Here is a 13594-nt window from a genome sequence, read left to right as displayed (position 1 = left end):
ATTATGATTTCGACAAGGATACGGACCGGCTCACACTCCAGCTCTGCGAGGTTTACGATAAGTTGCGTTCTTTTCTGTTGGCTTTGCTCTGTGGGTGCATTTTGCGATATACTCCTGAAGGCCCGCTGAAGTAAAGTACACACAGCCATTCTGCACATATTGCACATAAGAAATAAGACCATTGTTACGGGCCGCGTCCAGCGTTGCAATGCTGATACCTAAAATTTCTGCTGCTTCTTTTCGTGTAATAAGTTTTTCCATAAAGCATATTTCCTCCAATCTGTCAAGTTTGTCATCGTGTTTGTTCAAAGCCACATGAATACGCTGGCAGCCGAAACTGCCAGCGCATGGTATCTGATTTTGAACAGGAAGCTGCAAACGCTTCCTATTTATATAACTCAGCTTTCATCACATTTGCCACGCCCCCTGACGATGGGAACACAACAAGTCTCCGCTGGCGCGGCTGTCATAACTCCGCAGCACCGTTCGTATCGTGTGCCGCAGGGTTCCCCCCAAGTCTTTGGCGGGCCGTGAGGAAGTATCTTTAAGCCCCCATGCAGTCATCGCGCCGAATCTGCCACAATCCGTTTTATGAAATCGTAGATCGCTCCGAAGCAGTTCTTTCATCACCTCCCTGACTGCTCCATCTTCGCGGCGTTTCATATTCGCTCGTACATGGGTTATGTACCTGTTGTGCTGTCTATTCGATTGTCAATGTACTGATGAAGGAGGAAAACTTGTCCTTCTTATTAACACTGACAAAAAAGGCAAAAAACAGGCGCATCAAATGAAATTTTATCAAAAATATTTTACAAGCTGCTTTAATCCACGGCGGATACTGTCTCGGACACGGCTTGGGTCTACACCTTCTACTTCGGCAATTTCATTTACCGTCATTCTCAGATAGTATCGGGCATAAATTCGCTTTGCCTGTTTCTCCGGCAGCTTCATCACAGCGGCATAGACCTGCTCCTGAAACTGTTTTTCCTCCAGAAGCATCTCCGGTGTCTGGGGCTTCATCAGAATCGCATTTTCAATGCCGTTGTCGCAGTCCAGGGAGTAGTACGCCTTATAGCGATACATCCTCCGGTCATAAGCAGCTTCCGCACGTTCAGCTGCTCGAATAGTCTCCATTACTTCCTCTGTCACATCTACAAAAAAGTCTGTTGTATAAACATTAGGATAAAGTTCCCGAAGGTTAATTTTCTTCATTATGTACCTCCATTTCGATTCACGGGTGATTGACGGGTGAATCGAATGGAGGCGGAGACCGACACCGGCAGACAACCGGGTCATCTCCGAAAAAATGGCAACAAAAAACGCCAGATTTCCGTGAGGGAAAACTGGCGCGCCAAGAACAGCCATTATTATACTGAATTACATGGAACGATAATGCCGATGCAATGTTATACTTGCCCGGAGGAGGAGCAATGCTTTTTTTAACTGATGTAGATCATGTGAGCTTTGAAAAAGCAAACGAGACACGGCAAAATAACCTCCAATCGGCTACCGTGTCCCTGCAAGTCGTTATAGGTTTGTGTAAACGCAAAGAAACGGCGGCTCTGATTTCTCAAAACCGCCGCCAAAGTAAGTAGAGTAAGCGCACAAAATCAACCTGCCCAGCTACGGTTTTTTTCTTTCCCCATTGGGCGGGGCAGGCTCTCGTCGTATATTGAAATAAAAAAGGACCGATAACCACAAGTGAATTTACCTTGTGTATTATCGGCTCTGCGTCTGTGCGTCTGGCTCTTGAACGATGGATAAATTTAGTTTTCTTACCGTAATCAGGGTTTCATGTTTGCATTTAGGACAATATAACGGAAAGTTTTCCAGTACTGTATCACCGCGGATTTTCAATCGCGTTTTGCTGCCGCAAAAGGGGCATAAAATCCATTCTATCTTCATGTTATCTTCCTCTGTGCTTGGCTTTCTTCTTTTCCTGCCGTATGGCAAACTGACGGTCTTTCTCAGCCTCTTTCTGCTCACGGCTCTTGGTTTTCCGTTCCAGCTTACATTGCTCATGCTGGAGTTTCAACGCCTGCTGTGCCTTTGTGCCAATGCCTTTATCTTGCAGTTGACTTTGAATTTCGCGCTGCATTCGTTTGGGATTGATTTTTCGCTCTATGGCTACTTCGGTCTGGATCGGGGGACTGAATTTCAATTTATGCCAATTCTTCAGCAGAAAATCATAGACCTCATAGTCTTTGGGCTCTGAACCAAAAGTGATTTTACATACCTCGTACTTACCGCTATCAGTTCTTTCATATAGGCCGATCCAAAATGGAGCTTCAAACAGGATGGTCAAACTGCTTTGGAGGACTGTGCTCATTCTTTTAAGAACTGCCCTTCAAAGTGATCCAGCCATTCCAAAAGGGCGCGATAGAGAAGCTGCTGCTGCTCAAAAATCGTTCTCCCAACCAAAGGAATGTCTGTAAATTCCCGCGCATAGCCCTCGTTGGATTCAGCCGAGGACTGTATGCTCTGGCGCAAAGCCGAAACCAACTCCAACGCTTCGACCTTGTCCATCTTGTTCAAATTGGTAATGACCACATTGAAATCGAATAGCAAGGGTACTGGGCCAGCGACATAAGAGGCCATCAGCTCCTTGAAATACGCTCTGCCCTGATCGGTAATAGAATAAATGGCTTTATCCGCAAACTTATCGCCCTTGACAATATCGCTTTGCAGATAACCCTTTTCGCTCAACTGGAGAACCTTGCGATAAATAGAAGGTACGCTTATTTTTGTCCAGCGGGAAAAATGGTGGTACTCCACATCCTTTTGAATGTCATAGGCGCTTTGCGGTTTTTCCAATACAATACCAAGTATGACTAAATCGATTGACGACATAACTACACCTCCAACTTTTACTATTATCAATAGTACTATTGTTGATAGTAAAAGTCAAGGAGAAGTACCTTATATTTCCGAATTGGACATAGCCTGTTTTTCAGCCATAGACAATTCCCGATGAAGGTGTACCGCCATAAATACAGTGATTACTACGGAAATTACATCTGCGATGGGTTGGGCATATAGGATTCCGTTCATTCCCCATACCATAGGCAGCAGCAAAATGACAGGAACAAAGCAGACACCTTGTCTACATGCTCCCAAAAAGAAACCTGCCGCACCTTTACCCAAGGCAAGGAACAAAGAGGAGTAAACCGTGTAGAAACCAAAAAGAATGAATGTGATCCCATTTGCAAACAGTGATTTTTGACCCACTAAAATCATTTGATTATCTCCCTCAGTAAATTGAGAGATAATCTGCGTAGAAAAAATGGCCATCACCAAGCCTACGACTAAGCAGAAACTTGTAGACCAAATGATTGAGGTTTTGATTGCTTCGCGCAGGCGATCAAACTTCTTTGCCCCATAGCTGAATCCAGCAATAGGCTGGAACCCTTTCAGAAATCCAAAGACAACAAGAGTTCCCATAGAAGTAACTCGCGTAACCGCCCCCATGCCTGCAATGACCGAATCGCCATAATTGCTGGATGCGCGGTTAATTAGCGCAATCGAAAGACTTGTTAGCAGTTGGAACACCAAAGTGGGAACTCCAATTTTCAAAATTTCCGTTATCATTTGCCTCGTAGGAGAAAACTCTTTTATGCTGAACGAAAATACGCTTTTTTTGCGCAGAACATAGGTAAGATAAACAAGCGTGGATACCATTTGCGAAATTGCTGTGGCGATTGCTGCACCTTCTACTCCCATGTCCAAAGTATAAATGAAAAGAGGGTCTAATCCGATGTTCAATACGGCTCCCAATAGCAAGGCACACATGGTCGTTTTTGCTGCACCCTCGCTACTTACAATATTGTTCATTGTTACATTAAATACATTGAAAATACAGGACAGCACATAAATTCTTGCGTATGTCAAAGCATACGGCATAATTGTTTCCGTCGCGCCCAACATTACCAAAATTGGTTTAAGGAAAATCGCAGAAAGTAGGATGATAATAGCACCAATCAGAATACTGCTATACAATGCGGTGCTTGCCACTTTATCGGCGGTATCTTTATCTCCGCGTCCCAATAGTCTTGACAGATAAGATGCGGCTCCGTTACCGAACATAAGGCCTAAACCAACCACGACTTGTCCCAACGGAAATACGACAGAAATAGCACCCATTTGACTTTTGCCCAAGCCACTCACAAAATAGGCATCCACCAGATTATAGAGTGCATTGATCAACATCCCAATCATAATCGGTATGCCGAGAGCCATCAGCGCTTTTGGGATAGGCGCACTACCCAAAAGCTCAAGTTTGTTGTTGCGTTCATTCATTGTTAATACTCCTTTCGCTTCTTTAAGTATAATTTATAGTAGTATAGATTATAGTATACTACCGTATAAATCATAGTACTATAATTTATAGTATGTGTCAAGAGAAGTCAGGCGTTTTATCTTGACAAAGAGTATAAAATCTAATACTATAATTTATAGTAAATTTGACAGTATTCTTTCATGCAGAAAGCATAGTGAAAGGGTGTGATTCCACATGGCAACCATAGATTTAATCGTGTTGGGAATATTGAAAAAGGAGCCAATGAGCGCCTACGATATTCAAAAGTTAGTAGAATATAGAAACATATCCAAATGGGTAAAAATCAGCACTCCATCCATTTATAAAAAAGCCATTCAGTTAGAAGAAAAGGGGCTAATCCGAGGCGAAATCGTAAAGGAAGGGAAGATGCCAGAAAAAGCGATTTATTCCCTGACGGAAGCCGGAGAAGCAGAATTTGAACGGCTCATGTTTGAGATTTCTGGAAAACCTATTAACATTTTTCTGGACTTCAACGCTGTTATTGTGAATTTGGATTCCTTGCCACCTGAAAAACAAAAATCGTGCATAGCAGAAATTGAGGAAAATATTAGTACTTTAAAATCCTATCTGGAACATAATATACAGAAAAAAGAAAATGAACCCAGTATTCCCGCAACAGGTATGGCTGTTTTGCGTCAGCAGTATGTACTGGTGGAAGCAATCCAAGCATGGATTGCTTCATTAAAAAAGAATATTGGATAAACAGGCAAGTACAAATCTATAAGAAAACGCCAGATGCAGAGGTGATACGCCCCTGGATCTGGCGTTTTCTTAATAAGCGCACTTCAAATCGGTATAACCTTCTTATTAACACTGACAAAAAACAGGCGAATCAAATGAATTTTTATCAAAAATATTTTACAAGTTGCTTTAATCCACGGCGGATACTATCTCGGACACGGCTTTGGTCTACACCTTCTACTTCGGCAATTTCATTTACCGTCATTCCCAGATAGTATCGGGCATAAATTCGCTTTGCCTGTTTCTTCGGCAGCTTCATCACAGTAGCATAGACCTGCTCCTGAAACTGTTTTTCCTCCAGAAGCATCTCCGGTGTTTGCGGCTTCAATAGCACCGCATTTTCAATGCCATTCTCGCAATCCAGAGAATACTGTGCTTTATAACGATACATCTTTCGCTCATACGCAGTCTCCGCACGTTCAGCTGCTCGAATAGTCTCCATTACTTCCTCTGTCACATCTACAAAAAAGTCTGTTGTATAAACATCAGGATAAAGTTCCCGAAGGTTAATTTTCTTCATTATGTACCTCCATTTCGATTCACGGGTGATTGACGGGCGAATCGAATGGAGGCGGAGACCGACACCGGCAGACAACCGGGTCATCTCCGAAAAAATGGCAACAAAAAACGCCAGATTTCCGTGAGGGAAAACTGGCGCGCCAAGAACAGCCATTATTATACTGAATTACATGGAACGATAATGCCGATGCAATGTTATACTTGCCCGGAGGAGGAGCAATGCTTTTTTTAACTGATGTAGATCATGTGAGCTTTGAAAAAGCAAACGAGACACAGCAAAATAACCTCCAATCGGCTACCGTGTCCCTGCAAGTCGTCATAGGTTTGTGTAAACGCAAAGAAACGGCGGCTCTGAAAATCAAAGCCGCCGTTTCAAATGGGCGTGTCAAATTGTCTGCTCTACGACGGCTTTTTTTCTTTTGCCGTCGTCCGGCAGATTGTAGTTTTATTCTTTACCTATATGCTATATGGAAAGTTTGTAGATTTCATAAAGATTTGAAAAAATAATGAGCGATACCACAGTACCGCCCACTACTTTTAATATGGAATTTTGATAATAACCTGTGCGCCGCCAGTCTTTTTAGAATTGCTTAAAACAAGCTGCCCGCCATGTTGCTTGATAATGCTGCTTGTGATATAAAGTCCCATACCAAAGTGCATATTAGAAGTACGGCTTTTGTCGCCCATGAAAAACTGTTCCTGTGCATGATGTAGGGCCTCCGGTGTGAAGCCGCCTCCCTCGTCCGTTATAGATATATGTAAAAAGCAGTCCGTTTTTTGCACCGTTACATAAATTGTCCCCTGTGGTGGAGAATAGTCTAACGCATTGCTTATCACGTTCATAATTGCCCGTTCCAACAGCAGCTTATCCGCCTTGAGTGTGCCCAGGTTAGCCCCCGTTTCCAGTTGCAGACAAATTCCTTTGGTAAGGCATAAAGAGCTTGCCTGCGCTTTAATCTGGCCCATGTAATCAGCTATATCAAATTTCTCCAAATGAAGCTGATACCCGGCGATTGTCCGGGAAATGTCAATTAACGCTTTAATATAAATGCCTATCTGTTCGGAGCTTTCAGTGATGTAACCCGCATATAGACGTTGTTCGTCGTCAAGCTCCGTTTCATTTATCAAATCAATATTTCCTTGAATGACGGTCAAAGGTGTTTTCAAATCGTGAGCGAGTGCTGCAATCTGTTCTCTCTGTAACTGTTCCGCGTTCCATTGCTTCTCTAAAGATATTTTCAGATTATCTTTCATATTTGCAAAAGAACAAAGTACGTCCTCAAATTCTTTGATTTTTGAATGTCCCACTTCAAAATCAAGATTTTGTTCTGCTACCTGCCTTGTCGCTTCAAAAAGCGGAGAGAGCTGCGTCCGCATATTTTTTGCAAACTTCGTTGTCAATATCACGCATACTGCAATACAGTTGATTGCTATAAAAATATAAAGCAGAATTTCCGGTGAGGGAAAATGCTCATAAAGCCATTCATTTGTAAACTGTGAACCTATGTAATATTGCAGCACTACATATTCATTTTTGCGGGTCACAAGCAAATACTGTTTGTTGAGGTTTGTATTTATCTGCCCGGATATTGCGTATTCCATAGCCCGGTCCAAATCGTCGCCCTCTAAGGTCGTTTCCGTCACTTGATAATTTTTATCCAGCACCAAATATTCACAGCCCATAGGAAGCTGCACATCTGCCAAATCCGGCGTTGCAGCAATAACAGGAGCAAGATCTTTTGTGCAGCGTTCTGAATAATCCGCATAGGTAATAAGCCCTGTACTGGTTCCAGCTAAAATAAGACTAAATGGTATTGCCACCGCACCTATTAGTCCAATCAACAGCATACATAAGAATTTCCAAAAAGACGCTTTCAGTGATGTTGTTTTTTTCATTCCCATTTATATCCAATCCCCCAGACTGTCGCTATCGGCTGAATATCCAGTTTGTTCAATTTTGACCGGATATTCTTGATATGAGTAGAAATCGTAGAATTATCACTGTCGCCCTCTAAGCTGAAAACAGCTTCGTAAATCTGTTCTTTTGAAAATACCTGTCCTTTATTCCTTGCAAGATATTCACAAATCAGATATTCGCTTTTCGTTAAGGCAACAGGCGTGTTATCTACCCGTAATTCTTTTTCAGATAAATCAATTTTTATGCGGTCAAAGGTAAGTGCGGTATGTCGTTCCCTACGTTCACGCCGTAGGTGGGCGTTTACTCTCGCCCGCAATTCTGCAATACGAAATGGTTTTGTCAGATAGTCGTCTGCTCCCAGACCAAGCCCAAATGTGATGTCATGCTCCATTGTCTTTGCTGTCAGAAAAAGAATAGGACAGTCTACAAGGGAACGAATTTTATCACAATAGGAAAAGCCGTCTACATCTGGCATCATAATATCCAGTATAATCAAGTCATATCTGTTCAGCTTATCAAGCGGTACCTGTGCGGCAGAGGTATAAGTGGTCACGAAATGCCCATCCTTTCGCAGCCCGTTTTTGACAAGCTCTAAAATAGCCCGTTCATCATCAATCATAAGGATCGCCGCCATATTGTTGCCTCCTTTCGTTGTCCTTTTTAGTATAGCACAAACTCCAAGGGTAGGAAGGTAGGAAAGCTGTCATTGTCGCTTTGCAATATAGTAATTGTCATTTACATTGACCGCAACCGCTTCCGTTTTATCGGTTCCGTAAATCTCATAGACATCTGTGTAAAACCAAGACTCTCGCCCCTGTCCGGCATTTTCCCCGTACCAGTCAATCTTGCTTAAATCTTCTTTTGACAAAGGGATTTTCGTTTCTGTATCGAATGTAACACTTTCAGCGAGAATATCAATGTAGCTGCCTAATTCATCATCTGATACCATATCAGACGTTACTTGATAAACCGTCCCGCCCCAAAGAAGTTGTGTCGCATTTTCTGGATTGACTTCAAAGCTGTCATTTATAGATTCTTCTGTTTTCTTAAAATCAAAAACAGTATCGCTATCTTTGACATTTTCGCTGATAACAGCTTTATGATACCCTCCGTTTACATCTACAATAAGATAATCGTCTGCGTTAGGAGCCGCATATACATTGAGAAAAGGAATAATGTAAGCGGCTTCTGGTGCTTTCTCCGCCAAATCCGCTAAGGATTGAAAAGTTGCCGGTTCAACATTTTCTTGCAGCAATATTTTTCCGTTCTCGTCTATGGCGGCAAGCTGCCGGATATATCCAATCCATTCTCCAAGCCCGCCATTTGATACGGTATCTGCCAAAATGGTGTAATCGTTACCTTTATAGGAAAAACGTGTTACATTTTCCGTATTCAAATAGCATTGTTCCTTGTCACTGGAATATTCTTCGATTCTGTCCTGTAAAGTACAGCCAGCAAGAGCCACACAAACGATAAAGGTAAACAGCAGAAGTAGCATTATTTTTTTGCTTTTATTCATAATTTTTTCTTCCCTCCCAATGAGAAAACCATAATAAGGTCAGCAATAAGCCGCCTGTCGTTAATGCTGCAATCCATATTTTTTCTGTTCCATAGTTGAAAATTTGTCGGCTCAAAATATCCTGTACCCAATTCATAGACCATGCAAAGGGAATATACCGGGCTACACCTTTCAGCTCAATATTGCTATATAAGATACATTGCAGACTTTCAAACACGCCCCAAAACAGGGATAACCCTAATCCAAATTTGAAGCTAAGGAACAGGTGCAAGATGTATATTATAAAATTACAAAAGGCCATCCCGGCGGCGGCTCCAATGAGCATTCCGAGCTGCACTGTATCAGCCATTCCCAAAAGATGTATGCCAATCACAAATAACAGGAACAGAAAGAACAATGCAAATACCCCCGAACCATAAAGATAAGTTAATTTTGCAAGCATATTTTTGTGTCTGTTTGGTACAGCAAGCAGCGTTTGGAAGTGTGAAGCCTTTTCTTCCAGTGCAACGTTCAGACCAACAATAACGCTTATCAACACCGGAAAAAACGTTGTCGTAATTTCCAATATCATTTTGAGCTTTTTACTGTCTGCGGTGCTGGCATACTGGGAATAGTAAGCAAGAAATAACAATGCCCCCATAACGGGTACACAAAAATGAATAGCCCAAAACGATGTATGCTTCGTTTTTTCCTGTTCAGAACGAAGCGCATAAATAAAACCCATTTCTGTCTACCTCCCTTTGGAAAAATCCTTTGCGTCGGCATAGGATAAAATAAGAAACAAGAGTATTGACAACGAAATGGAAATCATAATGGCTATAGAAAATCCACAATTCCCCGTATAAGTTCCGTTTATTTCAATTCCCATAAGTGGCTCTGCCAGTTTTGCTGCCCAACAATACGGTACAAACCACCATGCTATTGTATTTCCTAATGCGGTAGCAGTAGATAGGACAATCCCAAGTATTGTATTTAACACAATCGGCACAAACATTCCCGTTTTGCGTGCTAAGTACAGACACAAAGGGATTTGCCAGACAGACGCAAGGATAATTCCAATACTTCCTGTAATGCTGTGTAAAAGAGAATATACTGCCGTTGCCGGAGCAATGATATTACTGATAGAAATAAGCAATGCTAAAAATATCGCTGAAACAAGCAGTTTTTCGACTAAGATAATGCCCTTGGCAAATTCAAATCTCGAAAGATTTACAGGCATAGAAAATACCGAATAGTATTTCCCGGCGTTTTCTTCTTTTCTGTGTGACAAAGAACACAAAATTGCGATTGCTCCCGGAAGCAGGAACGCATACCACCAGTAAAGCGTCATGTACTGATACCCCATATATCCACCCATAAGCCATGCAAAAATAGCCGTAATTAGCGGAACAATGAAAATCAGTTTGTTCGATATTGTCCTCTTGAATTTCAAATGTTCTGATTTTAGATAGTCCATGCCTTAACCCTCCCTGTGATTGCTTTTTACAACGTCCATAAAAAGCTGTTCCAAATTTTCGTTTGCATTAAGTTTCCCCTCATATCCTAAGACGCCGCCCGCAATAATGCCGATGTGGTCAGCGGTCTGTTGTACCTCGGAGAGAATATGACTTGATAAAATAACGGTAATACCCTTTGCAGGAAAGGAACGGATAAGCTCTCTAAGTTCTTCAATCCCAATCGGGTCAAGCCCGTTGGTTGGTTCATCAAGTATGAGCAGCTTCGGGTTGTTTAGTAATGCAACTGCAATTCCAAGACGCTGTTTCATACCAAGAGAAAACTGTCCGGCTCTTTTCTTGCCTGTTTCCGTCAGCCGGACGATTTGCAGCACTTCGTCAATCCGCTTATCTGTCAGCCCTAAAATAGTAGTCCTTACTTTCAGATTTTCATAGGCGGTCAAATTTTCATAAAGCGGCGGCATTTCAATTAACGCTCCAATATGGTTTAAGTCGCTGCGTTTCCATGCGTGGCCGTCAAACTCAATACTCCCAGATGTGGGCCTCAAAATACCTGTTATCATTTTGAGTGTTGTAGATTTTCCGGCTCCATTTGGTCCTAACAATCCATAGACGGAATTTCTTTCAATGTTCAGCGATATGTTATTTACGGCTGTCTGCCCGTTGAACGATTTGCAGAGATTTGTTGTTTTCAAGATTATACTCATATTTTGTACTGTCCTTTCTTTTGGTTTCAACAAGAGGATACAAGGGAAATTTGAAGATTTCATAAAGATATTAAATTTTAATCTGCATAATCAAACCTATTAAATGGACAAATATAGATAAAGCTCAAGCCCCTGTGCTGGAAACATTTTGAGACCTTGCGCCCTTTGTTATTCTATCCTAAAAATACTTTGCCAGTTGCTTCAGACCGCGCCGAATGCTGTCACAGATACAGGTAAGTTTGCATCCTTCATTACTCTTTAATGGAATTTGTATCCTCAGTTTTATAATCGGTATAATCAAGCCCATTAACCGGCATAATAAGGTCATTCCATCACATAAACCGGAACGATACAATATTATTGAGGTGAACGATTATGCCGATTGATGATTTGACTGCTTTGGGGCAAAAAATGCGGGAAGCCCGAAAGAAAAAAGACCTGACACAGCAGGAGCTTGCGGATCTGAGCCATGTTTCTGTAAAGCAAATCGCCAATATCGAAAAGGGGAAAATGAATCCTTCTTATTTGATTTTGAGAGCATTGGCCAAGGTCCTGCATATCTCTTTAGATACACTTATAAATCCAGATGTTTCTCTGGAGGATGAGGGTGTCAATCAGATGAAAATGCTTTATTCCAGCTGTCCGCCAGAAATGCGTGACACCCTGCTGCATCACACCCAAGAAACGGTGAAGGAACTGACAAAGTTGTCCGAGAAATTTGAAACGAATTGAGCCAGTGAGTGAAATTTAACGATTCTCTCACTGGTTCTTTTCATTTTCGGAGAAAAGAGGCAAGCAATGCCTGTGTTAATACACACAGGCCCGCAGAGAAGAAAATCCCTTTGTGATTTTCCTCTCCGCTTGCTTGTTGAGGGCAGCGCCCCCAAGCCCCTTTGAACACAGAATTTCATTCTGTGGCTGCGCGTTCTGCGAACGCTTTTGACCAGGACCAGCTTACCGCTGGCCGTGGTCTTTTTCTTTTTCAACATCCTGTTCTACCTCCATTTTCAGCACTCGATCTACATTTGCCTTTGCCGTTAAAAGCTCCCGCATTTCCTCACGGGAACGCCGGTACTCGGCATAGGTCTTTTTCTTTTCTTCCAGCAATTTCGCGTACTCCGTCTGCAACTCTTTGACCTTGGGAAGCTTCTTGACTCCCATCTCATCAAAGGCATTCTTAGCAGCCTGGTGGAGCAGAATTTCTTCCTCATGTTCCTCCCGGAATTTCTTAGAGTAACCCGCCTTGCGGTATGCCACATAGACCTCACGGGTCTTGGCATAATTTACGATGTGAGTACGCAGAACAGCAATCTCTGCCATGCGCTTTTCAGCCGCTTTGATCTGCGCCGAAAGATCATTGTGATGTGCCGTGGCAGCCGCAGCCTTTTCTTCCAAAACCGCATACTCCAGCAGATTGTTCTCTGACAGGTAATTCATGGTCTGCGCCATATGTTTCAGATTAAAAACTTTAGCCCATCGAGCATAGCCAGCACCTTTTCCAGCCTGCAATTTTGCCTGAATGTCCACCAGCAGATTGATCTTCGGCGGCTCTGCCTGTGTGACTGTTTTCTTTCGCGGGGTATGTGCTTTCTTCCCTAAGAGAACTGCCCGCAAATCTTCCAATCCATATCCTTCGCCCAGACTGTCCATGCGGGCGGCTTTCTCCCAACCAGAGAGTTTCAGTCGATACGATTTTCCGCGCTTTGAGACTTCACAACCATATTCTCGCAACAGCTTCAGCAGTTCTTCAAAGTCAGCAGGACTTTGTGATAATGCGTTGTCAATCGCCACACGAAGCAGCTCTCGGTGAGATGGCTTTGCCTGATCGCCCAGCCATTTGTTATAGCTCTTTCCGTGAAGTTTCGGATTCTCTACAATGGACAGTCCATTCTCAATACAGATGGTGTCACTTAGCCGACGAACCGCCTTGGTGCTGCCCCAAAAGTTTCGGAACTTCCGGTCATATTCTAAGCTGACCGATGACCAGATAATGTGATTATGAATGTGCGACTTGTCTATGTGCGTGCATACCACAAAAGCATGATTGCCTTTGGTAAAACGCCTTGCAAATTCTACGCCCAGCCGGTTTGCTTCTTCTTGGGTAATCTCACCGGGGCGGAAGGACTGGCGCACATGATAGGCAATCACATCATCCGCGCCACGCACTCGTCCGGTAGCGGCAATGTACTGCCGCTTTGCCAGAAGAAACTCTGCATCCGCAGTCCGGCTGTCACACGCATAGCTGGTAATGAGCTTGCCGTCATCTGTTTTCTGTGGATTTGCTACATAGTCGATGATGTCACTGATCGCCCGACTCTCTGTGCGGCCTTTGCCGACATGAAGCGGCATGATTCTTGTAGTTGCCATAAAAAGCCCTCCTCTCAAAATATTTTCTCTGAA

At 42.8% G+C, this 13594-nt stretch carries 16 protein-coding genes; 2 read left to right on the top strand and 14 right to left on the bottom strand.

The annotated features are described in order from the left end of the window. Positions 1-30: 30 nt before the first annotated feature. The 6 genes from ACSAMM_RS13260 to ACSAMM_RS13235 form a co-directional block, all read right to left on the bottom strand. Entirely contained in the window at positions 31-261 is a 231-nt protein-coding gene (locus tag ACSAMM_RS13260) for a helix-turn-helix domain-containing protein (RefSeq protein ID WP_040015730.1), read from the bottom strand. A gap of 537 nt (positions 262-798) precedes the next feature. Continuing rightward, complete coding sequence (locus ACSAMM_RS13255; protein WP_154780954.1) at positions 799-1212, bottom strand: sigma-70 family RNA polymerase sigma factor; 414 nt, start codon at positions 1210-1212, stop codon at positions 799-801. A gap of 507 nt (positions 1213-1719) precedes the next feature. Then, positions 1720-1905, bottom strand: coding sequence for a cysteine-rich KTR domain-containing protein (locus ACSAMM_RS13250; RefSeq protein ID WP_117441390.1), 186 nt, complete (start codon positions 1903-1905; stop codon positions 1720-1722). Position 1906: 1 nt separating this feature from the next. Further along, positions 1907-2329, bottom strand: coding sequence for a YjdF family protein (locus tag ACSAMM_RS13245; RefSeq protein ID WP_117441391.1), 423 nt, complete (start codon positions 2327-2329; stop codon positions 1907-1909). Then, positions 2326-2850, bottom strand: coding sequence for a PadR family transcriptional regulator (locus ACSAMM_RS13240; RefSeq protein ID WP_117441392.1), 525 nt, complete (start codon positions 2848-2850; stop codon positions 2326-2328). Before ACSAMM_RS13240 ends, ACSAMM_RS13245 begins: the two co-directional genes overlap by 4 nt. A gap of 69 nt (positions 2851-2919) precedes the next feature. Further along, positions 2920-4296 carry an MATE family efflux transporter gene (locus ACSAMM_RS13235; RefSeq protein ID WP_117441393.1) on the bottom strand — a complete coding sequence of 459 codons (1377 nt, stop codon included), beginning with the start codon at positions 4294-4296 and terminating at the stop codon, positions 2920-2922. Positions 4297-4510: 214 nt separating this feature from the next. Between ACSAMM_RS13235 and ACSAMM_RS13230 the strand changes: the two genes are divergently transcribed. After that, entirely contained in the window at positions 4511-5038 is a 528-nt protein-coding gene (locus ACSAMM_RS13230) for a PadR family transcriptional regulator (RefSeq protein ID WP_055056202.1), read from the top strand. Positions 5039-5183: 145 nt separating this feature from the next. Here ACSAMM_RS13230 and ACSAMM_RS13225 read toward each other — a convergent pair whose 3' ends face one another. From ACSAMM_RS13225 to ACSAMM_RS13195, 7 genes are all read right to left on the bottom strand, one after another. Continuing rightward, a complete protein-coding gene (locus tag ACSAMM_RS13225; RefSeq protein WP_457791779.1) occupies positions 5184-5597 on the bottom strand; it encodes a sigma-70 family RNA polymerase sigma factor in 414 nt (137 codons plus the stop codon). A 536-nt stretch (positions 5598-6133) separates the two neighbouring features. After that, positions 6134-7498 carry a sensor histidine kinase gene (locus ACSAMM_RS13220; RefSeq protein WP_117441261.1) on the bottom strand — a complete coding sequence of 455 codons (1365 nt, stop codon included), beginning with the start codon at positions 7496-7498 and terminating at the stop codon, positions 6134-6136. Next, the gene (locus ACSAMM_RS13215) at positions 7489-8148 is read right to left on the bottom strand and encodes a response regulator transcription factor (RefSeq protein WP_044922413.1); all 660 of its coding nucleotides are present in this window, start codon (positions 8146-8148) and stop codon (positions 7489-7491) included. Before ACSAMM_RS13215 ends, ACSAMM_RS13220 begins: the two co-directional genes overlap by 10 nt. Before the next feature lie 69 nt (positions 8149-8217). Next, on the bottom strand, positions 8218-9033 hold the full coding sequence (locus tag ACSAMM_RS13210; RefSeq protein WP_117441260.1) for a NisI/SpaI family lantibiotic immunity lipoprotein: 816 nt from the start codon (positions 9031-9033) through the stop codon (positions 8218-8220). Next, positions 9026-9757 (bottom strand): lantibiotic immunity ABC transporter MutG family permease subunit, encoded by a 732-nt coding sequence (locus tag ACSAMM_RS13205; RefSeq protein WP_005423209.1) that lies wholly within the window; start codon positions 9755-9757, stop codon positions 9026-9028. The genes ACSAMM_RS13210 and ACSAMM_RS13205 overlap by 8 nt, the downstream gene beginning before the upstream one ends. Before the next feature lie 6 nt (positions 9758-9763). Continuing rightward, entirely contained in the window at positions 9764-10489 is a 726-nt protein-coding gene (locus tag ACSAMM_RS13200; RefSeq protein ID WP_117441259.1) for a lantibiotic immunity ABC transporter MutE/EpiE family permease subunit, read from the bottom strand. Positions 10490-10492: 3 nt separating this feature from the next. Next, the gene (locus tag ACSAMM_RS13195) at positions 10493-11194 is read right to left on the bottom strand and encodes a lantibiotic protection ABC transporter ATP-binding protein (RefSeq protein ID WP_026649306.1); all 702 of its coding nucleotides are present in this window, start codon (positions 11192-11194) and stop codon (positions 10493-10495) included. A 375-nt stretch (positions 11195-11569) separates the two neighbouring features. Here ACSAMM_RS13195 and ACSAMM_RS13190 point away from each other — a divergent pair, with 375 nt between their 5' ends. After that, positions 11570-11926, top strand: a complete 357-nt coding sequence (locus tag ACSAMM_RS13190) for a helix-turn-helix domain-containing protein (protein ID WP_117441257.1) — start codon at positions 11570-11572, stop codon at positions 11924-11926. 222 nt (positions 11927-12148) lie between these two features. Here the strand turns inward: ACSAMM_RS13190 and ACSAMM_RS13185 are convergent, their stop codons facing one another. Beyond that, positions 12149-13561 carry a relaxase/mobilization nuclease domain-containing protein gene (locus tag ACSAMM_RS13185; RefSeq protein WP_117441255.1) on the bottom strand — a complete coding sequence of 471 codons (1413 nt, stop codon included), beginning with the start codon at positions 13559-13561 and terminating at the stop codon, positions 12149-12151. Positions 13562-13594: the final 33 nt, after the last annotated feature.

Source organism: Anaeromassilibacillus sp. SJQ-5 (genome assembly GCF_054108045.1).
Note: the sequence above shows the minus strand (reverse complement) of the source record. Positions and strands in the feature narration are given on the sequence as shown.